Origin of the sequence: Segatella copri (assembly GCF_026015295.1) — a bacterium.
GTDB lineage: Bacteria > Bacteroidota > Bacteroidia > Bacteroidales > Bacteroidaceae > Prevotella > Prevotella copri_C.
On sequence record NZ_JAPDUW010000001.1, the window covers coordinates 2,651,818 to 2,675,516 of the forward strand.

General features: G+C 47.8%; 20 protein-coding genes. 12 read left to right on the plus strand and 8 right to left on the minus strand.

Features of this window, described 5'->3' with window-relative positions:
* Nucleotides 1-16 precede the first annotated feature (16 nt).
* The 4 genes from ONT18_RS11235 to ONT18_RS11250 are packed head-to-tail and all read left to right on the plus strand — an operon-like array spanning nucleotide 17 to nucleotide 7,676.
* Nucleotides 17-1,399: a TlpA family protein disulfide reductase gene (locus ONT18_RS11235; RefSeq protein ID WP_264905635.1), complete on the plus strand. Its 1,383-nt coding sequence runs from the start codon at nucleotides 17-19 to the stop codon at nucleotides 1,397-1,399.
* A 14-nt stretch (nucleotides 1,400-1,413) separates the two neighbouring features.
* On the plus strand, nucleotides 1,414-2,562 hold the full coding sequence (locus ONT18_RS11240) for a FecR family protein (RefSeq protein WP_264905637.1): 1,149 nt from the start codon (nucleotides 1,414-1,416) through the stop codon (nucleotides 2,560-2,562).
* Between the two features lie 24 nt (nucleotides 2,563-2,586).
* On the plus strand, nucleotides 2,587-6,231 hold the full coding sequence (locus ONT18_RS11245; protein WP_264905638.1) for a SusC/RagA family TonB-linked outer membrane protein: 3,645 nt from the start codon (nucleotides 2,587-2,589) through the stop codon (nucleotides 6,229-6,231).
* Between the two features lie 35 nt (nucleotides 6,232-6,266).
* Nucleotides 6,267-7,676, plus strand: a complete 1,410-nt coding sequence (locus ONT18_RS11250) for a RagB/SusD family nutrient uptake outer membrane protein (protein ID WP_264905640.1) — start codon at nucleotides 6,267-6,269, stop codon at nucleotides 7,674-7,676.
* Nucleotides 7,677-7,697: 21 nt separating this feature from the next.
* Here ONT18_RS11250 and ONT18_RS11255 read toward each other — a convergent pair whose 3' ends face one another.
* The gene (locus ONT18_RS11255) at nucleotides 7,698-8,261 is read right to left on the minus strand and encodes an RNA polymerase sigma factor (protein WP_264905641.1); all 564 of its coding nucleotides are present in this window, start codon (nucleotides 8,259-8,261) and stop codon (nucleotides 7,698-7,700) included.
* 130 nt (nucleotides 8,262-8,391) lie between these two features.
* Here ONT18_RS11255 and ONT18_RS11260 point away from each other — a divergent pair, with 130 nt between their 5' ends.
* Nucleotides 8,392-8,964: a DJ-1 family glyoxalase III gene (locus tag ONT18_RS11260; protein ID WP_006847960.1), complete on the plus strand. Its 573-nt coding sequence runs from the start codon at nucleotides 8,392-8,394 to the stop codon at nucleotides 8,962-8,964.
* Nucleotides 8,965-9,006: 42 nt separating this feature from the next.
* Nucleotides 9,007-9,675, plus strand: a complete 669-nt coding sequence (locus tag ONT18_RS11265) for a 2-C-methyl-D-erythritol 4-phosphate cytidylyltransferase (RefSeq protein WP_022121302.1) — start codon at nucleotides 9,007-9,009, stop codon at nucleotides 9,673-9,675.
* Here ONT18_RS11265 and ONT18_RS11270 read toward each other — a convergent pair.
* Nucleotides 9,647-11,569: a glycosyl hydrolase gene (locus ONT18_RS11270; RefSeq protein ID WP_264905643.1), complete on the minus strand. Its 1,923-nt coding sequence runs from the start codon at nucleotides 11,567-11,569 to the stop codon at nucleotides 9,647-9,649. The two genes, ONT18_RS11265 and ONT18_RS11270, sit on opposite strands and share 29 nt — an antisense overlap.
* A gap of 132 nt (nucleotides 11,570-11,701) precedes the next feature.
* Here ONT18_RS11270 and recG point away from each other — a divergent pair, with 132 nt between their 5' ends.
* From recG to ONT18_RS11285, 3 genes are all read left to right on the plus strand, one after another.
* Complete coding sequence (recG, locus tag ONT18_RS11275) at nucleotides 11,702-13,798, plus strand: ATP-dependent DNA helicase RecG (protein ID WP_264905644.1); 2,097 nt, start codon at nucleotides 11,702-11,704, stop codon at nucleotides 13,796-13,798.
* Nucleotides 13,799-13,922: 124 nt separating this feature from the next.
* Nucleotides 13,923-14,243, plus strand: a complete 321-nt coding sequence (locus ONT18_RS11280) for a hypothetical protein (protein WP_006847964.1) — start codon at nucleotides 13,923-13,925, stop codon at nucleotides 14,241-14,243.
* Nucleotides 14,244-14,478: 235 nt separating this feature from the next.
* Entirely contained in the window at nucleotides 14,479-15,429 is a 951-nt protein-coding gene (locus ONT18_RS11285) for a M23 family metallopeptidase (RefSeq protein ID WP_022121306.1), read from the plus strand.
* Between the two features lie 95 nt (nucleotides 15,430-15,524).
* On the opposite strand, the gene rseP is transcribed toward ONT18_RS11285, so the two are convergent.
* The 6 genes from rseP to tsaB form a co-directional block, all read right to left on the minus strand.
* The gene (rseP, locus tag ONT18_RS11290; protein WP_264905645.1) at nucleotides 15,525-16,907 is read right to left on the minus strand and encodes an RIP metalloprotease RseP; all 1,383 of its coding nucleotides are present in this window, start codon (nucleotides 16,905-16,907) and stop codon (nucleotides 15,525-15,527) included.
* A gap of 102 nt (nucleotides 16,908-17,009) precedes the next feature.
* Complete coding sequence (locus ONT18_RS11295) at nucleotides 17,010-18,170, minus strand: 1-deoxy-D-xylulose-5-phosphate reductoisomerase (protein WP_006847967.1); 1,161 nt, start codon at nucleotides 18,168-18,170, stop codon at nucleotides 17,010-17,012.
* Nucleotides 18,171-18,181: 11 nt separating this feature from the next.
* A complete protein-coding gene (gene rimM / locus ONT18_RS11300) occupies nucleotides 18,182-18,703 on the minus strand; it encodes a ribosome maturation factor RimM (protein WP_117728768.1) in 522 nt (173 codons plus the stop codon).
* 31 nt (nucleotides 18,704-18,734) lie between these two features.
* Nucleotides 18,735-20,045 (minus strand): UDP-N-acetylglucosamine 1-carboxyvinyltransferase, encoded by a 1,311-nt coding sequence (gene murA / locus ONT18_RS11305; protein ID WP_022121310.1) that lies wholly within the window; start codon nucleotides 20,043-20,045, stop codon nucleotides 18,735-18,737.
* A gap of 30 nt (nucleotides 20,046-20,075) precedes the next feature.
* The gene (locus ONT18_RS11310; protein ID WP_006847970.1) at nucleotides 20,076-20,675 is read right to left on the minus strand and encodes a DUF4290 domain-containing protein; all 600 of its coding nucleotides are present in this window, start codon (nucleotides 20,673-20,675) and stop codon (nucleotides 20,076-20,078) included.
* A 29-nt stretch (nucleotides 20,676-20,704) separates the two neighbouring features.
* On the minus strand, nucleotides 20,705-21,397 hold the full coding sequence (tsaB, locus tag ONT18_RS11315; RefSeq protein ID WP_040553267.1) for a tRNA (adenosine(37)-N6)-threonylcarbamoyltransferase complex dimerization subunit type 1 TsaB: 693 nt from the start codon (nucleotides 21,395-21,397) through the stop codon (nucleotides 20,705-20,707).
* 91 nt (nucleotides 21,398-21,488) lie between these two features.
* On the opposite strand from tsaB, the gene ONT18_RS11320 reads away from it, so the two are divergent.
* The 3 genes from ONT18_RS11320 (at nucleotide 21,489) to nadD (ending at nucleotide 23,670) form a co-directional block, all read left to right on the plus strand.
* Nucleotides 21,489-22,367 carry a YicC/YloC family endoribonuclease gene (locus tag ONT18_RS11320; RefSeq protein ID WP_022120347.1) on the plus strand — a complete coding sequence of 293 codons (879 nt, stop codon included), beginning with the start codon at nucleotides 21,489-21,491 and terminating at the stop codon, nucleotides 22,365-22,367.
* A gap of 151 nt (nucleotides 22,368-22,518) precedes the next feature.
* On the plus strand, nucleotides 22,519-23,094 hold the full coding sequence (gene gmk, locus ONT18_RS11325; protein WP_264905648.1) for a guanylate kinase: 576 nt from the start codon (nucleotides 22,519-22,521) through the stop codon (nucleotides 23,092-23,094).
* Between the two features lie 3 nt (nucleotides 23,095-23,097).
* Complete coding sequence (gene nadD / locus ONT18_RS11330) at nucleotides 23,098-23,670, plus strand: nicotinate (nicotinamide) nucleotide adenylyltransferase (RefSeq protein ID WP_117728062.1); 573 nt, start codon at nucleotides 23,098-23,100, stop codon at nucleotides 23,668-23,670.
* Nucleotides 23,671-23,699 lie beyond the last annotated feature (29 nt).

Below are 23,699 nucleotides of genomic sequence, written 5' to 3' on the forward strand. Positions count from 1 at the left end.
TTAAATCCATAAAAATATGAATAAAATAAAACTTGCAGCCGTCATTTTCGGCTTATTTAGTTATTCTGTCTCCATGCAGGCCCAACTATTGAAAGGAACAGTAAAGGCAGACAGCATCAGCGACATGATGATTACCTACTATCCTGACGGAAACATTTTGGAAGCCGTCAGTACAGACATCGAAAGAGATGCCAAAGGCAACTTTATCTATGATGGTCCCATCCCAAGCAAAGAACAGGACATTACCATCCAAGCCGACAATGACATCTTTGGCGTCCACTTAGAGAAAGGAAAGACTGCACAGATCACCATTTTCCGCAATAAGGAAGGAAAGCTTGAGGCGAAAATCAGCGGAGACAACGCAGACCTCAGCCGTTTCTACAACACTTACACCCAAGGATACGACATGATGAAATACTGGTCACCAGATCCAGAGGATGCAAAGCCCAACGCAGAGTATCGCAAAATCCTCGAAGAGGAAAATGCCCACGTGATGAAAGAACTTCAGAAACTCAAAGGCAAACCTTACTTCAACTATTACAAAAGATTGAGCGAAGGCATGTACACCTGGAGCAAGATTCGCCTCATCATGGATCTTTCATACGATGAGAAGAAGCATACCATAGACTATCCCGAATATATCAATGCCGTCAAGGACATCGACCCCAACGACTCCATCAACTTAGCCACCAATCTGAGTAGCGCTTGGCTTGATTACCAGTGGAATTTGCTATACAAGGAGACCAACGACTCCACAAAAAGCTATCTTGCCAATATACAGAACATAGAGGGAAAGATAACCAATCCCAAGGTGAAGAAGTTCCTCGTCAACATGTTCATGTATGGCTATTCGATGGCACCAGCGGGCGACATCAAGACCATCTGGAAGGTTTACGAAAATCTGGCAAAGGATTATCCAGAAATGATTGCAAAGTACAAGCCCATGATACAAACTGCTCTGAAGTCGTTCGACGGAAAGCCATTGCCATACGATCCAACGATAGAGACACCAGACGGCAAGACATGCAAATTGAGTTTCCTCTATGGCAAACTCACCTATATAGATATGTGGGCAACTTGGTGCGGACCATGCTGCAAGGAGATTCCTCACCTCGAAAAAGTGGTAGAGAAATACAAGGGCAACGACAAGATTCAGTTCATCAGCATCTCCATCGATGCCAACAAGCAGGCTTGGCTCAACAAGCTAAAGAAAGACAATCCTGCCTGGCCGCAATACATCATGCCACAAGCAGACGCAGACAAATTGATGAAACAGATGGGCATCAATGGCATTCCACGCTTCCTGATGTTGGATGGCAATGGCAATGTCATCTTCCCAGATGCCAAACGTCCTTCAGATCCAGAGCTTATCGAAGACCTCAATAATCATATTAAATAAACAACACTATCGCCATGGAGAAATATACTAACGAGCATATCAGTGCCTTGCTCTTCAAGAAAATCATAGGTTCCATCTCTTCCGACGAAGAGATGGAACTCAATACTTGGCGAAAAGAAGAAGCTGAGCACGAAAAACTATACCAGCGTATGCTTGACTACCAATACATCAACAGTCAATTACAAAAGCGTAGGTTTGTGAATACAGAACGTCCACAAGCGGAAATGCTCCAACGTATAGCATCTCCATCCAAGAGATGGCATCGCTTGGGCATCGCCGCTTCCTTCCTTGCCATCATCAGCCTTAGCGCAGCATGGATGTGGACGCAGCAAGAGCAGAAAGAACGACAAGAAGTGGCAGCTATCTTGGCTCCAGCCACCAACAAAGGCATCGTGCCAGGCGAGAACAAGGCCATCCTGACCCTCACCGACGGAAGACAAATCGCATTGGGCGAGAAAGTAGGCAAAGAGAAGCCCTCACTCTTGGACAAAGCCATCGCCAAGATTACCGGCAGTCAAAAACAGTTGTGCCTTGACATTCCGCGTGGAGGAGAGTTCAAGATTGTCCTCGAAGACAGCACGGAGGTCTGGCTAAATTCCGAGACCCAACTCATCTATCCTGAAAAATTCGCAGAAAATGAGCGCCGTGTTATCGTGAAAGGAGAAGCTTTCTTCAAGGTGGCCCATGAAAGCAACCGACCTTTCAGGGTGGAAACAGATGGACAGCTTGTCACGGTACATGGTACGCAATTCAACGTGAAATCATACAAGGAAGACAGAAAGATACTGACCACCTTGTTGGAAGGCAGTATCTCCCTGAGCAGGAAAAACAACAGCGGCGAGGTTCTACTCAGCCCTGGACATCAATCACAGTTCGACAAGCTTTCCTCCAGCACGAACATCAAGTCAGTCAATGCAGAGATTGTTGCGAGTTGGCGACAAGGAAAATTCGTGTTCGAGAACCAGACTTTGGAGGAAATCATGCAAGAGCTTAGCCGCTGGTATTCATTCGAGTATAACTTTGCCAACGCCGAATTGAAGAAGATAGTGTTCATGGGTAGCATTCCACGCTACTCCAAGTTCGCCACAGCCCTCACCATTCTGGAAAAGAGCGGTAACATCCATTTCAAAGTTCACGGCAAACATCTGATAGTAACTAAATAAAGTATTAACATAAAAACATTCGCTATGAGAAGAGAGATTTTTATCTGGACGATGACGGTAATCTTAGCCTTACTGCCACTGGCAGGCAATGCAAAGAACTATTCCGTTAATTACCAGAACATTGCTTTCGAAAAGGTCATCAATGACCTAAGAAAAAAGACAGGCTATGAGTTTGTCTATCAAAAGAACGTCATTAAGAATGTGGGAACCATTTATTGCCGTCTCAACAATGCGAGCCTGCAACAAATTCTCAACCGCATCATCTTGGAAGACGCAGAGTTAGACTACGAAATTGTTGACAAGACCGTTGTCATCAGCCAGGTCAAGAAGAGCCTCCCTTATTTCAAGAAGCTCGTCACGGGTTACGTGAACGACGAGAATGGAGAGCCTCTTGTTGGCGTAACCATCCGCCAGGTAGGCTCCAAGAGCGGTGTGGCAACAGACATTGATGGTCAGTTTGCCATCATGGTGGAAGGCAAAGACCCAAAAATCGCCCTATCCTATATTGGCATGAAAGACAAGGTGGTAAAGGCACAAAGCATCAAGGGGAAAAACGTGACCATCACCATGCAAACCAATGAAATCATGATGAACGATGTTCTGGTGACTGGTTACCAGAATATCAAGCGCAAGAATGCCACAGGTTCTTACCAAACCATCACCGCCAAGGACATGGATGAGCGATACACCGGCGACATCGTTAGCAACCTAGAGGGAAAAGTCCCAGGTCTGGTATCCTACAAGAATGGCATCAATGGAGAAGGTGAAGCTTCTCTTGCCATCCGTGGCATTGGTTCTTTCCAAGCCAAGACCAACCCTTTGGTCGTTGTTGACGGACTTCCTATAGAAGGCTCTATCGAATCCATCAATCCATACGACATAGAAAACATCACGATTCTGAAAGACGCTGCCGCTGCTTCCATCTATGGAGCAAGGGCTTCCAACGGTGTCATTGTCATCACGACCAAGAAGGCACAAAAGGAGAAAGTTGACATTGACTTCAACGCCGACCTGTGCATCAGCGAGAAATACAATTACGACAACTTCCGTTGGGCAAGTGCCGCCGAAGTCATCCAACTGGAAAAATACAACTTCAACGGACTGAAAAATGCTGAAGACCCAAGTGCGTTCAACTCTCTCCAACAGAGTTATCTCAACAACAAGCATAGCCTCAGCATCATCAGCCGCTTATTGATGGACAACTATAGCGGTGTACTGAGCGACGCTGACTTGCAGAATCAACTTGATGCCTTGAGCAAGAACAACTACCGCAAGGAATGGCAGGATGCCTACGAACGCGCCCAAGTGACCCAGCAGTACAACCTCGCCATCAGAACCAACGGAAAATCACTGAACTCAAACATTACCTTGAACTACAAGACCGATAACAACGGTATGGTCAAGGAGCATAACAACGCCCTGAACTTGAGTTACAAAGGAATCCTGAGAGCAAGCAATTGGCTCAATTTCACCTTTGGAGCCAATATCCAGAGTGAGCGTTCCAAGACACACATCGGAGACTTATGGAGCGCCATCTATTCCTTCATGCCGTATCAAAGCATGTATAATGCAGACGGCACCTTGGCAAGAATGGAAGCAGACACTTACCTGGGCGAGGAAGCTCTCCAAAATCCAGAATACGGTTTCAAGGATGCCAGCTACAATCCTTTGGAAGAGGTAAATATGAACTTCAACAATACCCGTCGAACTAACATCCGATCTTTCATCCACGCTGACTTCAACATTCTTCCAGGATGGACAGCCTCAGCACAGTTCCAGTACGAGGACATTTATTACAAAAACGATGCCTATAGAGAAGGGAGCTCTTACTATATGAGAAACCTCTACAACCTCTATACCAGCAGTAATAACGCATCAGAAGATGGAGGAGATGACGAAGATGATGATTGGGGAGACGAAGACATGTATGCTCTTAGTCGTACTATCAAACGTGTCAGTCCTTATACTTTAGGCAGCGATGCAGGCGTAAAGCACTACATTCCAAACGGCGGTATGCTCCAGACCAACACGGCAGAAGGTGCATATTACACATTCCGCCTACAGACAGACTTCAACAAGACTTTCGCAGAGAAGCATGAACTAAGTGCCTTGGCTGGTTTTGAGTATCGACAGACCAAATACAAGACCAACAGCAATCTCCTGATGGGCTACGATGAACAGACACAGACCAACAACCAAGGTCTGATGAACTTCGGTCAATTGGTGGATATCGAGGGAAACTTATCTGCATTGGGTTCCAATTACCACATGTATGGAGCACCAGCAGGTAACGATTTCAGCACAACAGAAACCTTGCATCGTTTCTACTCTCTCTACTTCACAGGAAGCTATGTCTATGACACTCGATACTCGGCATCCGTGTCTTGCCGCCTGGACAAGGCAGACCTATTCGGAACAGACCCTAAGTTTCGTGGACGTCCATTATGGTCTGCTGGATTGAGTTGGAATGCGCACAACGAGGAATTTATGAAGGACATCAAATGGCTCAATGTACTGAAGTTCCGTACTTCATACGGTCTGACAGGTAACATCGACCAATCCGTTTCCTCATACCTGACTGCCAACATCGGTATCAACAAAATCAACGGCAACAAGGTGGCAACCCTAAACACACCACCTAACGACCAGTTGAGATGGGAGAAGACCTCTTCCTTCAACTTCGGTATAGATTTCGCCATGTTCAACAATCGACTCAACGGTTCGTTGGATTTCTATCACAAGAAGGGAAGCGATTTGCTCACCATCACCGACCTTGACCCGACAACAGGTTGGAACCAATTGACCATCAACAACGGAAAGGCCACCAACAAGGGTGTAGAATTACAATTGGATGGCATCATCTTGCCAGCACGTAGTCGAAACGACTTCGGAATCAACGCAAGTTTCAACTTGGCATATAACCAGAACAAGGTAACCCACGTAAGCCATGAAGCTGCATCGGGACAGGAAGCATTATATTCCAAAACCCTACACAAGGGCTACCCTATCCACTCCTTGTTCTCTTACCGATACGAAGGCATGGAGGTAGATGGGAATACCCAATCGTTCAAATGGCGTGGTGCCGATGGCGAAGTCCACTCTTCGGATATAGCCAATGGTGAGTTTACACCAGACGATGTCGTTTTCAGTGGTGGTCTCGACCCTAAGATTACTGCGAACTTTACTCCCGATTTTACCTATCGTGGCTTCACCCTCTCTGCCATGTTCGCCTTTTATGGAGGACATTACATGAGAGCTAAGGTAAACGACTGGACTTCCGAAGGTACAGCAGCAGGATATGACAACCAGGGAAATATCATTTCATCCGCCTACCTCAACTATTGGACTTCAGACGACAAGACGCTCCACCCTGCCAACGGTTACCTTGGTACAGTCAATGTCATCGGCAATCCACAATACATGGACACCAACGTTGTCCATGCCGACTACATGAAGCTACGCAACATCGTATTGGGTTACAACTTTTCACAAGACATCTGTCACAAGTTGGGTATCAACCAACTCCGTCTCCGCTTCCAGATGAACAACATCGCCACCTGGACACGCAACAAATGGAACATAGACCCAGAGGCCAACGACCCTGTGACAGGAATGGACTTGAAAAAGACTCCACGCAGTTACACAATGAGCCTGTTCGTAAACTTCTAAAGTCACTCCTTCATCAATTTCAAAAAGAAAGAACAATGAGAAAGACCATCAAAAAATTCATATACATAACTTGTATCGCATTGGCATTCACCGCCTGCGATGACAAGTTGGAGATAACTCCCAAAGGGCAGACCACGCTCGAAACTGTAGATGACTTGGCATTATTGCTCAACCAAGAGTATGATCTCGTGACCATGCCATTCTCCGACTTAGGACTTATCTGTGACGAGTCGTTGGGAAGCTCCGAATCAGTAAGCGAAATGTTGTCTCAGACCAAGACACTCAATTACGCCTACCTGACATACGACGAAAAAGTTGACCGCGCAACCTTGTCACAACAAGACGCAAGGTACGAGGCTCTCTACAAGTACATCAACTATATGAACGTCATTCTGGACAAAGCCGACGATGCCTCTGGCGACAACCGCACGAGAGCCACCATCAAGGCACAGGCACAAGTATTGCGAGCCTACTTCCACTATCTGCTCGTCAACATCTATGCCGCACAATATGACCCAGCCACAGCCTCAAAAAAAGGCGGCGTGCCATACGTAACCGACATAGATGTGAGCAAAAGAAAGGAAAAACTCAACTTGCAAGACACCTACGACCATATCCTCGCCGACTGTTCTGACGAAGTTATCGCCCAGCTTCCCAAAACAGCAACTGACGTTACCCATCCAAGTCAGGCTACAGGAAACGCCATTCGTGCCAAGGTTCTCTTCCAAATGAAGAAATACCAAGAAGCCCTGCCTTACGCTCAGGCTGCCTTACAGTTGAACGGTCAAATCGAAGACCGCAGCACGACTGTCGACAATGAGGCATGGGTTGTGGCAGAAGACAGTCCCAACAACTACTTGATAGTCAGTGCCACCGCTCGTACCTGCCCATTTATGGAAACAGCCTCCTTGGAAACCATGGCTAAGTTTGAGAATGGAGATTATGTGAGAAATTATGACAGCATGGGATGGAGCGAAATGTTCGGACAGATGATGGCAGGAATCAATGGTTGCGCCAGTTGTTTCACAACGACTGCTTGCACCACTGCATACGGAATCAATGCCGAGCGGACCTATTACTTGGCAGCTGAATGCCTTATCCGTACAGGAAAAATACGCGAAGGTTTGGCTTTGATAGACAAGGTCAGAGAGAAGCGAGTGGAAGATTACGAGAAATATACAGACCTCTATGACGAGGAAGGCATGAACGCGAAAGAAGCGATGTCTCTATTGCAGAAAGCTAAGTGGATAGAATGTCTCGGCTCTTATGAGAATTTCTTCGACTGCAAACGCTGGAACAGCGAGGAGAGCTACAAGCAAACCATCACCCGTAACTTAGGCGAAGACTTAGGAAGCTACAGCATCTCCCCAGAATCTTCATTATGGGTCCTCCCATTCCCAAGCAATGCTGTCAGATATAACCCCACATTGACCCAAAACTATTAATACATAGAAAATAGAGAAAAACTAATGGGCAAGCACCAATAAAAGCATCATTAGTTTTTCTCCATTCTCTCCCTTTAAGTTATGGCGCAAGAGCTCCAACATTCGAGCCTTGCGCTTTTTATATGATACAACGGCTATACCCAACGCCTTGGCGGCCTCGGCATTTTTCATGCCCTCCACAAAACTCATATTAAACACTTCTTGGTATTTCTCGGGCAAACGGCTGATGGCATCATAAAGCATCGTTATCGTTTCTTGCTCGATAATCCCTGTAAGAAAGTCTTCCTTTTCCTCCTCCAACGTAGTGAGATAGTTACTTTTCGCCTTAACTTTGCGAAAGACATTCATCACTTCGTTGTGAACACAAATATAGATATGGTTCTTCCATTGGCTTGAACTGCTGAAAGTATCTCTCTTTCGGAAAGTATTATAGACCGCATTCTGCACACAATCCTCTGCCAAGAAAGCGAACTCAGCGCCTAATAGCCGAGAAGCATAGACCACTAATTCTGCATACATCTTCCGATAGAATGAAGTAAGCGAACCCTCTTGAAAATCTTTGAAAATCTCTGCATAAACGCTCATAAGTCTATAATTTCTTTTGATTTTACCAGTTGAATAACCAATAATTTTGTAATTTCAAATATTATGATTACATTTGCAGTTGCAAAGATAAGAATATTATTTGAATAACAAGACAAAAAACAAATAAATTATGGCTAAGGTATATGAATTTCTTGCCAATGGCTTCGAGGAAATCGAAGGATTGGCTCCGGTTGACATCCTCCGCAGAGGTGGTGTAGACATCAAGACTGTAAGTGTAACGGGTACTGAATGGGTAGAAACATCGCATGGTGTAACCATCAAGGCTGACCTGAAGTTTGAGGATATTGCCAGCTTTGAAGATGCTGACATGCTGATGATTCCGGGCGGAATGCCAGGCAGTACAAACCTCAACGAGCACGAAGGTGTGCGCCAGGCGCTCATCGCACAGCACAAGGCTGGCAAGCGAATCGGTGCCATCTGCGCAGCCCCAATGGTTCTGGCAAGCACAGGCATTCTCGAAGGAAAGAAGGCTACCTGTTATCCTGGCTTTGAGCAGTATTTCGGCGAGAACACCGAATATACCGCCACCCTCTTCCAGGAAGACGGCAACGTGATTACGGGCGAAGGTCCTGCAGCAACCCTCCCATACGCCTATAAGATATTGAGCTATTTCGTAAGCAAGGAAACCGTAGCTGCCCTGCAGGATGGCATGATGTATGATCATCTCATGCAGAGCAAGTAAGCCCTATAAACTATAAATTATAAACTATTAATTAGTAACATCGTGGATTACGTAATCATAGTAGCCGGAGGCAAGGGCCTCCGCATGGGAAGTGAGATTCCAAAACAGTTCTTGCCGGTAGCGGGCAAGCCTATCCTGATGCGCACCATAGAGCGTTTTCATGAATATGACCCTGCATTGAACATCATCCTGGTTCTGCCGGAGAGTCAGCAGGCATACTGGCACCAGCTCTGCGAGGAGCATCATTTCAGCATCAAGCACCAGATAGCTAATGGTGGCGACACCCGTTTCCAGTCTTCCAAAAACGGACTGGCACTCATTCCTGATGATGAAGATGGCGTAGTGGGTATTCACGACGGCGTGCGCCCATTCGTATCTAAAGAAGTCATCGAGGAATGTTTCGAGACGGCTCGCGAAGAATATGCAGCCATCCCTGTATATGCCGTAACCGACACCCTGCGCTATATCGACCAGCACGGAGGCGGAAAGAACGTGCTGCGCAGCGATTACCGCGTAGTGCAGACTCCCCAGACCTTCGACATCGGTCTGGCAAAGCAGGCTTTCAACCAGGAATACAAGGAACAGTTTACCGATGATGCTTCGGTGGTAGAAAGTCTTGGCTGTCAGGTTGCAATGGTAGAGGGTAACCGTGAGAACATCAAGATTACCACTCCATTCGACATCAAGGTAGCGGAAGCTTTGCTGGGCTGATAATCTGCATGTCATCCCTGTTAGACAGGATGACGAAGACTGAGCCATAAGCTGGCAAGTTCAAGTTCACTATCTGGCGGATTCTGGAAGTACCGGTACGGAAGGTTGCCATAATCTGGCGCTCCTTATTCTCCTGATTAATCAGGAAATAGATATCCTTCCTGCCCGTTGCCTCCAGAACCAGACGGTGGGCATAATCCATATTCTCAGGCAGTATGACATCCGGATCGATGCCATACTGCGAGAAGTTCTTCGCCTGATAAGGCTTGTCGATGATGACGATGCCTTCCTCACGCAATTCCTCCAGTTTCGCTTTTATCTCAGCAGAGAGAGAGCTATCCGGCTGCGAAACCACGAGAATGCGATAATCCTGATTTCCAGGCAGTTTACCTTTCGGACTGTATTCGAAATTCCATTTCAGCAAGGCATCCTTGTTGATCAAATCGTATTTGTAACCACGAGGGGCACGATAGCTGTTCTTCTGTTCGGGGTTTCCCGAAGGATGAAACACAGCGATATCAACCACCGGTCTGCCCTGCTGCAGATAATGCTGACACATGGTGATGTAATCCATGAAACCTCGAGCCTCTGGATGCCGGACAATATCATGCAGGAAAATGAACCTGTTGATGCCAAGCGCCAGGTGGCGGTCTATCAAAGGTTTGAGCAAAGCGGGCGTTCCGTTCCGTGCGCCATAGTTTCCTGTACAAACCACAGCCTGAACCGGATTTTCATTATAGATATGGGCTCTGCTTACGGCACGAAACATATCGTCAGGATGATCGGTACGCGGGATAGGCTCACAAGAAACCTCAACATACTGTTCTTCTGCCAGACGGGTGAAGGTCTGGAAGAACTTCTCCTTTACCAGTTCCTCGATGGTGAGACGGATATCATTCTGTACCTGTTCGTATCGGGAAGCCGACTCCAGCGGAACACCTGCCATGACAGGAAGATAGGGGATGAGATCATAGCCGCGGCGCACCTTGAATTCTTCGGCAAACTGACAGCCCCAGTTCTGACTGCCCCACTCTCTCGGGTCGATATACAGATACGACACCACATCGCCATGCGGACGGTTCAGTAACGGCGCATACCAGGAATCGAATAGTTTCTTTACGGCTGCCGGTGAGAACCTGTCCACCTCAAGTCCTATACCTTTCCCATCCGTTGCATGAGTCTGTCCCGTTGAGGTATGTCCCATCCGCAACAGGCACCAGGAGCCCTTAGGCAACTTATTCTGCAAGATACCATTCACCATGACACCCATCACCATTCCCCCTTCCATCTTCAAGGGAAGCACATCAGTCATCGGCACCGCCTCGCTCCGGGCAGCCGAATCGGTTGCGTTGCGCCAGGCAGGACCCGTTTTCCCTTTAAAGCGGATGGCAAAAGCAGCAATATCCTGATAATATCCACCTTCGCTTCCGGCAGACTGCATCTTTCCGTCCTTATAACTCTCGGGCTGCCACATCTGCAAGCCTTCAATCTTCTTTCCGCCCTTCACGATGGTATCGGTCCAGACAACCTTCTGCATCGATTCAGCAGGGAGGACAAGCGGATTGCCAGGCAAGACATGGATGCCCATGTCAAAATCGAGAGAGTCGGCTAGCTGGAAGGAATAATCCATCATCTTCCAGAACTCAGGCGACAGCTGTGCCACCCCGTCCTGAGATTCCAGACACTCACCGGCTTCACGTACCGGCATCAGCCAGATACCGCCCATACCTACATTCTTCATACCCGTCAGATCGGCATGAATACCCGGTCTGGAAACAGAGCCATACTTCCAGTTCCAGAAGGTCCAAGGCTTAGCCTCGTCATTATATGCCATTGCCGACACAACCAGAAGCGCCAGCAAAGCTATCACCATATATCTTTTCTTACTATTCATGAAAGTTTTAATCTTATTCGGTGCGAAGGTACGAAGAAAAATCAATATAAACAAATAAAAAAGCCACAATTGCGGAAAAAAAGAGTTAAACATTTTGGCTGTTTTGCCATAATGTTGTACTTTTGCATCATTATGAATAGTATTTTAGACCAAGACATCATGTTCCTGCCAGGGGTAGGACCCAAGAAGAAAGAGATACTGAGCAAGGAGCTCGGCATCAACTCTTATAGTGACCTGCTGGAATACTATCCATATAAATATGTAGACCGCTCCAAGGTTTTCCACATCAGCGAACTCAATGCCGACATGCCCTTTGTACAACTCAAAGGCAAGATACTCAGCTACGATGAGATAGATACCGGCAAGCGCAACAAGCTGCTGGTAGCCCATTTCTCAGACGGCTACGGTGTAGCTGACCTCATCTGGTATCGCGGTGCCCAATACATCATGAAGACTTACCGTGTGGGAACCGAATATCTCGTTTTCGGAAAGCCAACCGTCTTCAACGGCAGATTCCAGTTTACCCATCCCGACATGGACGATGCCACCAATCTCCAGATTTCAGAGATGGGCATGCAGCCCTACTACTCGCTTACCGAGAACCTGAGAAAACGCGGCTACACCTCACGTTCCATAGAGAAGTTGACCAAGCAGTTGGTCACCATCCTTCCTCCTCTTCCCGAAACGCTGCCAAGCCATATCGTAGACCGTCTGCATCTGGTTTCGCGCGATGCAGCCATCCGCATGATTCATTATCCGCATTCCCATCAGGAGATGCAGAAGGCACAGGTACGCCTTAAATTTGAGGAACTCTTCTATGTGCAGCTTAATATAATAAGGTATGCCACCGACCAGCGCCGCAAGTTCAGGGGCTATGTCTTCAACCGCATCGCCGATATCTTCAACGGGTTCTATGCCCATCATCTGCCCTTCGAACTGACAGGCGCCCAGAAACGGGTGATGCATGAAATCAGAGCCGATATGTGCAGCGGCAGACAGATGAACCGTCTTCTGCAGGGTGATGTAGGTTCAGGCAAGACGCTCGTGGCTCTCATGACCATGCTCATTGCGCTGGATAACGGTTATCAGGCATGTATGATGGCACCTACCGAAATTCTTGCCGAGCAGCATCTGCAAACCATCTGCGACTTCCTGCAGGGAATGGACATCCGGGTGGAACTGCTCACAGGCATCGTAAAGGGAAAGAAGAGAGAAAAGATTCTTGCCGACCTGGCTACGGGCGACATCCAGATTCTGGTAGGCACCCATGCCATCCTCGAAGACCCTGTGGTTTTCAGAAGATTAGGCGTAGCCGTCATCGATGAGCAGCATCGCTTCGGTGTGGCGCAGAGAGCCAAGCTGTGGAACAAGAGCGAGAATCCGCCTCATATCCTCGTGATGACCGCCACTCCTATCCCCCGCACCCTCGCCATGACCATTTATGGTGACCTGGACGTGAGCGTGATTGATGAACTGCCACCGGGCAGAAAACCGATACAGACGCTACATAAGTTTGATACCCAACTTACCAGTCTCTATCAGAGCATCCGCCGCCAGATTAATCTCGGCAGACAGGTATATATCGTCTTTCCGCTGATCAAGGAAAGCGAGAAGAGCGACCTGAAGAACCTGGAAGAAGGTTACGAAACGCTGAAACAGGCATTCCCGGAATTCAAATTGAGTAAGATTCATGGCAAGATGAAATCTGCCGAGAAGGAGGTAGAGATGGAGCAGTTTGTGAAGGGCGAAACACAGATTCTCGTTGCCACCACCGTAATAGAAGTTGGTGTTAATGTGCCCAATGCTTCTGTGATGGTTATCCTGGATGCACAGCGCTTCGGTCTGTCCCAGTTGCACCAGCTGCGAGGCCGTGTAGGAAGAGGCTGCGACCAGAGCTACTGCATTCTGGTAACCAACTATAAGCTTTCAGAAGAAACCCGCAAACGCATTGATATCATGTGCGATACGAACGACGGTTTCCGTATCGCCGAGGCCGACTTGAAACTCCGTGGTCCCGGCGACCTGGAGGGAACGCAGCAGAGCGGCATGGCTTTCGACCTGAAGATAGCGAATATTGCCAGAGACGGTCAGCTGGTACAACTGGCGCGCACAGAAGCACAGGAAATCATCGACAACGATCCCGAATGCAATGCTCCTCACAACGCCCTGCTCTGGAACCGCCTCAGGGATTTGAAGAAAACCCATATCAACTGGGCAGCCATCAGCTAAAGCAGCAAGCAAAAGCAGTTCCTGCTATCAGAAAGCAAGGCTAAAAGGCGGCTTCAGCTATCAAGCAGCCTCACCCCCGTTCCAGGCGATTCCATCGCCTGTCCCAAAAGTAAAAAGTATAATTATGGATAGAAGAAGAAAGCCGGCTATCAGGGAGCCGCGACCAGAAATAACCCTGGAAGAAATGAGAGCCATTCTCGAAAACATTACGGAAATAGAAAGCGCAACAGGCATCAGATACGTCAAACTGCATGTCACGGCAAAGATGATTATCGGTATCAGAGAGTCATCGGGTAAGGAATTTACCATCAATCTCAACGACCTCTACCGCGCTTATCAGGAATGCCTCCGATTCACCAGTCCGGAGGTAAAAAAGTATATTTTCATGGGGCATTCTCCTGCCGTGGCTCTGTTGAGAATGCTACAAAAACATGAAACGTACTAAAAGTCAACTCCTTGCATCTCATTTTCCTAATGTAAGTTAAAAAAAAGGCTAGGGCGTTAAATATCGCCCTTTTGGCTTTAACAACTTTGGTTTTTTGAAGTTTTTTTGTTATATTTGCAACGTCTATATAACAAAACCGCTACATGAAGGCATTTGCCTTAGTGGTTTTTGCAGAATTTCTTGTATGATTCTGCGCTGTTGACACGAACCTAAAAAAGAAAATAGAAAAAGTAGTATGAGTTTTAAAAAGAGTATAAAGAAAATTTCGGTCGTTGCATTGTTGGCGCTAACAGCTTCTCCCGTTTGCGGACAAGACCTGTTGGCAAGACAGGCACCTGTAGACCACAGAATGAAATCGCTCGACACACTCGCTGTGTCGCATTATCGAATGATTGAAGACAGAGAGAACCCTGCAGCCGAGCTGTATGAGGATTTCTCTAACAAGTACGCTCACAGGGCTACAACCTTGCCTGAGCACTTCCGCATCGATCTCCGTCATTTCTGCATGCCAACTCCTAGTCGCGTTGTCACAAGTAACTTCGGTTACCGTGCTAGCTTTGGCCGCCAACATAAAGGTATGGACATCAAGGTTTATATTGGCGACTCAATCCGCTCAGCCTTTTCAGGCAGAGTTCGCATTGTAAGATATGAAGGTGGTGGTTACGGTAAGTACATCGTGATTCGTCACAACAACGGTTTGGAGACTATCTATGGTCACCTCTCTAAGCAGCTCGTTACTGAGGGCGAAGAGGTAAGAGCCGGCGACGTGATTGGCTTGGGTGGTAATACGGGTAGAAGTACCGGTTCGCATCTCCACTTTGAGACCCGTCTCTGTGGTGTGGCTCTGAACCCGGCACTCTTCTTCGACTTCCGCAACCAGGACGTTACAGGCGACTTCTACAGCTTTAACCGTAATACCTACGAAAGCGAATCAGCTGATGCCAATGCTGCCCGCGGCAAGGTTGGCAACGGTGGTTACACCAGAGAGCAGGTTAACGGCGGCGAAGTGGGAAGATACTACGAACTGCCTGCTGGCCACGAGAAGCTCTACCACAAGGTGAAGCCAGGCGAAACGCTTAGTTCTATCGCTGAAAAGCGCGGCGTATCTGTAGAGCAGATCTGCAGACTCAACGGCTACCGCAAAGACAAGAAGGTTAGTGTAGGACAGATTATCAGATACGTATAATACGTATAAAAGAATAAACTCAAAAAAAGAGGGTGTGTCATAAATTAATGACACACCCTCTTTTTTTAGACCTTTATTTTTGCGATTCCCCAGCATTACAAGATGCCGAAGAGTCGCAATACATCGTTCAGATTGGCAACGACAAGCAGAAGAATCAAAATGCCGAAACCAATATACTCAGCACGCTCCATGAACTTATCGCCCGGTTTGCGACCTGTGATAATCTCATAGAGAAGGAAGAACACATGTCCACCATCAAGAGCAGGAATAGGAAGAATGTTCATGAAGGCAAGAATGATGCTCAGGAACGCTGTCATAAGCCAGAATGCATGCCAATCCCATACAGATGGGAAGAGACTACCCAGCGCACCGAAACCACCCAGACTCTTGGCGCCTTCCTTAGAGAAGACATACTTCATATCGCCCACATAACCGGCCAAGACATTCCAGCCGTATTTGATGCCGGCAGGGAAACTCTCGAAGAAACCATAGTTGACATGAGTAATCTTATAATCGAGCAAGACAGGATGATTGTAGAAACCAAACTTCACACCCTCTTCGGTAGACTTCAGGAGAACACTCGACTTGACGGTATCGCCAGAAGCCTTGAGATAAATAACCTGAGCTGTAAGTGCTCTGGCACTATCCTGCGGCGTCTCAGCCGAAGCAAGCACATCCTCTACTCTGCCCAATTCAATCTGAAATTCGTTGAAAGAGACTACCTTTTTATTATTAATAGCAAGAATCTTATCACCCTTTGTCAAACCGAGTTTGCTGGCAGGTGAATCTTTCATCACACTATCAATCTGCAGCGGTACATACACATCTACGAAGCGAGGACTGCTCTTAATCATACTGAGCATGTCGAGATCGCCAGGCAGATTAAGCGTCATCGGTTTGCCCTGACGGATGATATTGACCTGCTTAGCCTCAGAGAGATTACGATACAGATCGCCATCAAAGGTCTTGAACTCACCCAGATCGGTGCTTACCAGAATATCCTTGTCCTGGAAACCCAATGCCTTTGCCTCGGTATTGAACTTCATACCATAACTCATATCGCGGGTAGCCACATAATTGTCGCCCCAATGGAACAGAATCATGGAATAGATGAAGAGAGCCAGCACGAAGTTGACCAGCACGCCACCTATCATGATGAGCAGGCGCTGCCATGCCGGTTTGCTGCGAAACTCGTATGGCTGTTCCGGCTGTTTCATCTGTTCGGTATCGAAACTTTCATCTATCATACCCGAAATCTTGCAATATCCTCCGAGCGGCAACCATCCCAAACCATAGGTAGTATCCGAATTCTTTGGCTTGAACTCGAAGAGATGGAACCAAGGGTCGAAGAACAGATAGAACTTCTCCACTCTTACACCAAAGAGTTTGGAGAAGAAGAAGTGTCCGCCCTCATGGAGCAACACTAAGATGGAAAGCGACAGCATCAGCTGCAACGCTTTGATCAAAAATACTTCCATTTATTTACTTTGAACTTTGAACTTGGAACTTTGAACTTTATGATGAGCCCTATATCCTACGTTCATTTTAACTATTAACTATAAACTATTAACTATAAACTATTACTTGTGCATCAGCTCTGTAGCTATGCGGCGAGCCTCAGCATCGGTCTGCAGATAGACATCGAGGTCGGGATTACTGTCAAAAGTAGCCTTCGCCATCGTCTCTTCGATGATATCAGCCATCTGAAGGAAGCCACACTCACCTTTGCGGAAGCCGGCATTCACTATCTCGTTGGCAGCATTCACAATACATGACATATTACCACCCTTTCTGATGGCATCGAAAGCCAGTTGCAGACACTTGAACTTCTGATAATCAGGCTTGAAGAACTGCAGATCCTGCGTCTTGAAGAGGTCGAGACGATCGCCATTCAGATGCAGACGCTGAGGGAAAGAGAAGGCATACTGGATAGGCAGACGCATATCTGGCACACCCAACTGAGCCTTGACAGCACCATCTACAAACTGAACGGCACTATGCACAACGCTCTGCGGATGGATAAGCACCTCAATCTTGTCAGCCGGAACCCCGAAGAGCCATTTAGCTTCTGTCACCTCGAAGCCCTTGTTCATGAGCGAAGCCGAATCGATAGTTATCTTAGCGCCCATATCCCAGGTAGGATGCTTGAGGGCATCGGCAGCAGTCACCTTCTCCAACTGCTCGTGGGTATAATTGCGGAAAGGACCACCCGAACAGGTCAGAAGAATCTTCTCCACCTCGTTGTCGCCCTCACCCACCAGACTCTGGAAGATGGCACTATGCTCGCTGTCAACAGGGAGGATAGGCACGTGATATTCCTGTGCAAGATTGCAGATCAGCTCACCCGCTACCACCAGCGTTTCCTTGTTGGCAAGACATATCTTCTTACGCGCCTTGATGGCATGGATGGTTGGTTCCAGGCCCGAGAAGCCTACCATGGAAGCCAGCACCATATCGATAGGCTCAGCCTGTACGATATCGCAAAGCGCCTGAGCACCGGCATAAACCTTGATATCAGGCTCATCACTGAGCATATCCTTCAGCTCCTCGTAGCGAGCCTCATTGGCTATGACCACAGCAGCCGGATGGAACTTGCGAGCCTGCTCGGCAAGTTCCTGCACTCGGTTGTTGGCGGTGAGGCAATACACCTCGTAAAGGTCACTGTGCTGCTCGATGACATCAAGCGCCTGTGTACCGATACTTCCCGTAGAACCGAGAATACATATCTGTTGTTTCTTCATATTTCTTCACTTTATAAGTCGAGCAATCCTTCCGGAATCGCCATTCTGATTTCTTTCTTTTCAGCGCTCACCTCTTCGATGAGGTCGTTGCTGGCAGGGATGAGGATTTCATCACCTGCATCGGTTGTTACCTCGAAAAGAAGGTTGAGGGTAGAATCGTCTACATGTTCTATGGTACCTACCACCTTGCCGCTTACAGCATCTACCAGATGGAAACCGATGATTTCTGCCCAGCTCATGTTCTCTTCATCACTGTCAGAGAGATGACGTGGGAAGAAAACCTCGCAACCGGTATAGTTGCGTGCCTGCTCCTGGGTATCTATATCCTCAAACTTCACGAGCACATTCTCATCGTTCTTAAAACGATATTCCTCTAAATAGAAAGGCACGAGGATGCCATCGATGTCGAGTACCAGGTACTCGGCATCTACACGGTCGAAAACATCATCTGTTATGGCGAAAGTTATCTCGCCCTTCACGCCATGAGGTTTTCCCAACTTGCCTATCTTATATACTTCATCGCGTCTAATCATTCAACATTCAACATTTAACATTTAACATTGATTAGTCACTGACACGGGTAATCTTGGCACCCAGCGCATTAAGGCGATGCTCGATATCCTCATAACCACGGTCTATCTGGGCGATATTGGCAATGCGGCTGGTACCGTTGGCACTCATGGCAGCAATCAGCAGGGCAATACCGGCACGGATATCAGGACTGGTCATTCTGCCAGCACGCAGTTTGATCTTATGGTCATGACCTACCACCACTGCACGGTGAGGATCACAGAGAATGATCTGCGCACCCATATCAATCAGTTTATCCACGAAGAAGAGGCGGCTCTCGAACATCTTCTGATGGAAGAGGACGCTGCCACGAGCCTGGGTAGCCACTACGAGGAGCACGGAGAGAAGGTCTGGAGTGAGTCCTGGCCAAGGGGCATCGGCAAGCGTCATGATGGTGCCGTCAATAAATGAATCGATGACATAATGTTTCTGTTCTGGAATCACAAGGTCATCGTCCTCTATCTTTATCTTCACTCCCAGGCGGCGGAATGCATCAGGAATAATGCCCAAATCCTTGACAGACACATTCTTGATGCGCACACCTTCGCCACACATTGCCGCCATGCCGATGAACGAACCAACCTCAATCATATCAGGCAAGATGCGATGCTCGGCACCATGCAGTTTATCAACACCCACGATGGTGAGCAGGTTGCTGGCGATGCCACTGATCTGAGCACCCATCGCATTGAGCAGATGGCAGAGCTGCTGGATATATGGTTCGCAAGCTGCATTATAAATGGTGGTAGTGCCCTTTGCCAATACTGATGCCATGATGATATTGGCGGTACCGGTAACCGAAGCCTCATCGAGCAACATATAGCAGCCCTTCAGCTTCTTAGCCTGTATCTGGTAAACATTACGCTCATCATCGTGAACGAAGTTGGCGCCCAGATACTTGAAGCCCAGGAAGTGGGTATCCAGACGGCGACGACCTATCTTATCGCCACCCGGCTGAGCTATGGTAGCCTTGCCACATCTACCGAGCAGCGGACCTATCATGAGCACACTACCACGAAGAGAAGAACATTTCTTCACAAACTCCAGACTGTCGAGATAATCGAGTTTCAACTCATCACTTTGGAATGTATAGTCGTGACGACTGTGCTTGGTTACCTTGACACCTATCTCCTGGAGCAACTTAATCAGGTTGTTCACATCCAGGATGTCCGGCACGTTGGTGATGCGCACAGGCTCGTCGGTAAGGATTGTGGTACAGATAACCTGCAGCGCCTCGTTCTTGGCGCCCTGAGGTGTGATAGTACCTTTGAGCGGATGACCGCCCTCTATGATGAAAGACTCCATAAGCTTGTCTACTATATATAATAATGTGGATTACTTTTTCTTCTTATTATTATTTACATTCTTAGGCTGCGCCTCAATCTTCTCGAAAACGAAGGTATCGAGATCGAGCTGGATATTGCCATCGGTAAAACGTGCCAGATCGGAAGCTACCTTGGCTACATCACTGGAGCCATGACTCCAAGTTACCAGGTCGCGATGCATCTGGTTGGCAGTAAGCTCCACGAGTTTATCGCGCTCCTCACTTGGTTCCATCGTCTTCAGCTTTTCGAAAATCTCGAAGAGCATAGCTCCATAATGGCGCACCGGGATGTGCTGCATAGGATATGGCAAAGGCTCCGGCTTGGTCGCTATCTTCACAGCATCCGATACATCATAAGGGAAATCGATGTCGAGCTGGAAATTGCTCATGATGGCAAGCTGGTCCCAGAGTTTCTGCTCATGGTCCTCTACCCCTCTGTTCTCAGGGAACATACGGTCCATGACTGCAATAATGGTCTCTGCACAGCGCTGGCGCTCTTCACGGTCGGTAAGCGTCAGACAATGGTCTACCATCTGCTGAATCTCACGGCCATACTCAGGCAGAATGAGCTTAGCTCTCTGGGTATTATAGTCTAATCCTTCTATATTCATTCTTACAATATTTTATATAATCAATAATTCTAGAGCAGTTTCTTTGGCATCTTAGCCACGAAATCCTTAAGATAGAAAGGCACGAAATATGCCACATCTTCGAACTTGCCCTCTACAAAACGCTTCTCTGCCAGCGGAGCCATATTCTTAGCCAAAGGCTCAATGCCCTCTACGAGGTGAGCATTCGGATGGTTGATGGTCTCCATACACTTGGCAGCGCCATTTCCGAAGAAGTACACATGATGCTGGTCCAGATATTCCTTGTAGGTATCAGCATCCACAATATCAGCCTGAATAGGGCGAACCACCTTCAGGGCGCGGTCGAGCACTTCGGCATATACCTCCATGCGACGGGCGTCGAGCATAGGTACGATGAGGGCGTCTTCCTCCTCAGGATGTTCGCCAAGCAATACAGGCACTGCCATCAGTTCGAGTGTTGGAACAGCGATGAGTTTCACACCGCGACCATAACAGATGCCCTTCGCCATACTCACACCGATACGCAATCCGGTATAGGAACCCGGACCACAACTTACCGCCACAGCCTCCAGCGGAAGACCATGAGAATCGAGGAAATCAAGAGCCTCATCCACAAACACACCCAACTTAACAGCATGGTTCGGACCTGTGTGATCTTCCTGGTTGAAAATCACCTGTCCACTATCACTAATTGCCACTGAGCACACGTCCGTACTCGTCTCAATATTCAAAATACACGACATAATTAAAAAATATATTCTTAAATAAGGTGCAAATATACTCATTTTCTCGCTTTTTTTTGTACTTTTGCAGAAATTTAACGCGAAAGATTATATGATACAGTCAATGACAGGCTTCGGAAAAGCTACCGCGGCCTTTAAAACAAAGAAGATTAATGTAGAGATAAAGTCATTAAATAGCAAGACTCTTGACCTCTCTACTCGTATTGCTCCGCTCTATAGAGAGAAGGAGATGGAAATCCGTCAGTATATCTCTAAAAATCTAGAAAGAGGCAAGGTTGACTTCGCCATCTGGATTGATAAGGATGCTACTACAGATGCCACTCCTATCAACGCGGCGCTTGTACAGAATTATTACCAGCAAATCAAGAAGATTTCGGCTGAAACAGGCATTCCTGAGCCAACCGACTGGTACAGCACTCTGTTGCGTCTTCCGGATGTAACAACGAAGACGGATGTGGAAGAATTGAGCGATGAGGAGTGGGAAGTGGCAAAAAATGCAATTTGCGAGGCTGTGAACCATCTCGTTGCCTTCCGCAAGCAGGAAGGAGCCGCTCTCCAGAAGAAATTTACTGAGAAGGTGGATAACATCCAGACTCTCCTGGCTAGTATCGAACCATACGAGAAGGCTCGCGTGGAGAAGATCAGACAGAACATCGTTAACGGTCTGCAGCAGATTCCGAATGTGGATTACGACAAGAACCGCCTGGAGCAGGAACTCATCTACTACATCGAGAAGCTCGACATCAGTGAGGAGAAGCAGCGCCTTGCCAACCACCTGAAGTATTTCCGCGAGACCATGAATGAGGAAGGTCATGGTGTAGGAAAGAAACTCGGTTTCATCGCACAGGAAATGGGACGCGAAATCAACACCACCGGCTCTAAGAGCAACCAGGCTGAGATGCAGAACATCGTGGTGAAGATGAAGGACGAACTGGAGCAGATCAAGGAGCAGGTGCTGAATGCCCTCTAAACAAGAGACAGGCACCTCCTCTCTCCCCAAGAGCCGCCTCAAAAGCTCCCTCAAGTGGCGTTTTTGAAAGCCTCGCCCCGTTCCAGGCGATTCCATCGCCTGTCCAAAAAGCCCCCTATCAAACAGCAAATAAAGAAAAGAAGAATAAAAAATGAAGAACGGATTGTTAATTTTCAGCGCCCCATCGGGCAGCGGTAAGAGCACCATCGTAAACTGGCTGATGAAAGAGCACCCGGAATTGAAGCTGGCTTTCTCTATCAGCTGCACCTCTCGTGCTCCGCGCGGTACAGAACAGAATGGTGTTGAGTATTTCTTCCTCTCTCCAGAGAAATTCAAGGCTAAGATTGAGGCTGACGAGTTCCTGGAGTACGAGGAGGTTTACCAGGACAGATTCTACGGCACCCTGAAGTCACAGGTAGAAAACCAGCTTGCCAAGGGCGAGTCGGTGATTTTCGATGTTGACGTGAAGGGTGGTGTAAACATCAAGAAGTTTTATGGCGAACGTGCCTTGAGCATCTTTGTCCAGCCACCTTCGGTAGAGGAATTGCGCCGCCGTCTGGTTGGCCGCAATACTGATGCGCCTGAGGTGATTGAGCAGCGCCTTGCCAAGGCAAGCTATGAGCTGACCTTCGCCCCTCAGTTTGACCACGTGGTCGTAAACGATGACCTGGAAAAGGCTCAGCAGGAGGTTTATCAGCTCGTCAAGACCTTCCTAGACGCAGAGTAAGAAATGAAGAAGGTAGGAATCTTTGGCGGTAGCTTCAACCCCATCCATACGGGCCATATCGCATTGGCGAAAAGCCTTTGCGAGAAGGCCTGCCTGGACGAGGTGTGGTTCATGGTTTCGCCCATGAACCCATTCAAGAAGACCGCTACCGACTTGCTCGACGACCAGCTGCGCCTGGAAATGGTAGAAAAAGCGCTGGAGCACGAGCCACAACTGAAGGCATGCGACTACGAGTTCCGCCTGCCTAAGCCATCTTATACCTGGCACACGCTGCAAGCCATCAGCAAGGATTACCCGGAAAACGAGTTCACCCTGCTGATTGGTGGCGACAACTGGGCTGCTTTCGACAAGTGGTACCACCACGACGACATCCTAGCCCACTATCCCATCGTGGTTTATCCGCGCCAGGGAGCCAGCATAGGCAATGTGCCTGAAGGCGTTACCATCGTAGAAACTCCACTGCTCAACATCAGCAGCACGGAAATCAGAAAGCGTATCAAAGAGGAGGAAAGCATCAGGGGAATGGTGCCGGAATGCATCGAACAACTGGCTGTCAGAAACTACAGGCAGCTCTAAGCATCCCTCTCTCCGAAAACGCTTAAAAT

Bases quoted from the DNA above. Each gene is read 5' to 3' on its own strand.
- ONT18_RS11285 (WP_022121306.1), top strand. From the start codon at position 14,479: ATGAGTTTTAAAAAGAGTATAAAGAAAATTTCGGTCGTTGCATTGTTG.
- murA (WP_022121310.1), bottom strand. From the start codon at position 20,045: ATGGAGTCTTTCATCATAGAGGGCGGTCATCCGCTCAAAGGTACTATC.
- ONT18_RS11310 (WP_006847970.1), bottom strand. From the start codon at position 20,675: ATGAATATAGAAGGATTAGACTATAATACCCAGAGAGCTAAGCTCATT.
- ONT18_RS11320 (WP_022120347.1), top strand. From the start codon at position 21,489: ATGATACAGTCAATGACAGGCTTCGGAAAAGCTACCGCGGCCTTTAAA.
- ONT18_RS11235 (WP_264905635.1), top strand. From the start codon at position 17: ATGAATAAAATAAAACTTGCAGCCGTCATTTTCGGCTTATTTAGTTAT.
- nadD (WP_117728062.1), top strand. From the start codon at position 23,098: ATGAAGAAGGTAGGAATCTTTGGCGGTAGCTTCAACCCCATCCATACG.
- rimM (WP_117728768.1), bottom strand. From the start codon at position 18,703: ATGATTAGACGCGATGAAGTATATAAGATAGGCAAGTTGGGAAAACCT.
- ONT18_RS11250 (WP_264905640.1), top strand. From the start codon at position 6,267: ATGAGAAAGACCATCAAAAAATTCATATACATAACTTGTATCGCATTG.
- ONT18_RS11245 (WP_264905638.1), top strand. From the start codon at position 2,587: ATGAGAAGAGAGATTTTTATCTGGACGATGACGGTAATCTTAGCCTTA.
- ONT18_RS11270 (WP_264905643.1), bottom strand. From the start codon at position 11,569: ATGAATAGTAAGAAAAGATATATGGTGATAGCTTTGCTGGCGCTTCTG.
- ONT18_RS11255 (WP_264905641.1), bottom strand. From the start codon at position 8,261: ATGAGCGTTTATGCAGAGATTTTCAAAGATTTTCAAGAGGGTTCGCTT.
- ONT18_RS11295 (WP_006847967.1), bottom strand. From the start codon at position 18,170: ATGAAGAAACAACAGATATGTATTCTCGGTTCTACGGGAAGTATCGGT.
- recG (WP_264905644.1), top strand. From the start codon at position 11,702: ATGAATAGTATTTTAGACCAAGACATCATGTTCCTGCCAGGGGTAGGA.
- ONT18_RS11240 (WP_264905637.1), top strand. From the start codon at position 1,414: ATGGAGAAATATACTAACGAGCATATCAGTGCCTTGCTCTTCAAGAAA.
- ONT18_RS11280 (WP_006847964.1), top strand. From the start codon at position 13,923: ATGGATAGAAGAAGAAAGCCGGCTATCAGGGAGCCGCGACCAGAAATA.
- tsaB (WP_040553267.1), bottom strand. From the start codon at position 21,397: ATGTCGTGTATTTTGAATATTGAGACGAGTACGGACGTGTGCTCAGTG.
- rseP (WP_264905645.1), bottom strand. From the start codon at position 16,907: ATGGAAGTATTTTTGATCAAAGCGTTGCAGCTGATGCTGTCGCTTTCC.
- gmk (WP_264905648.1), top strand. From the start codon at position 22,519: ATGAAGAACGGATTGTTAATTTTCAGCGCCCCATCGGGCAGCGGTAAG.
- ONT18_RS11260 (WP_006847960.1), top strand. From the start codon at position 8,392: ATGGCTAAGGTATATGAATTTCTTGCCAATGGCTTCGAGGAAATCGAA.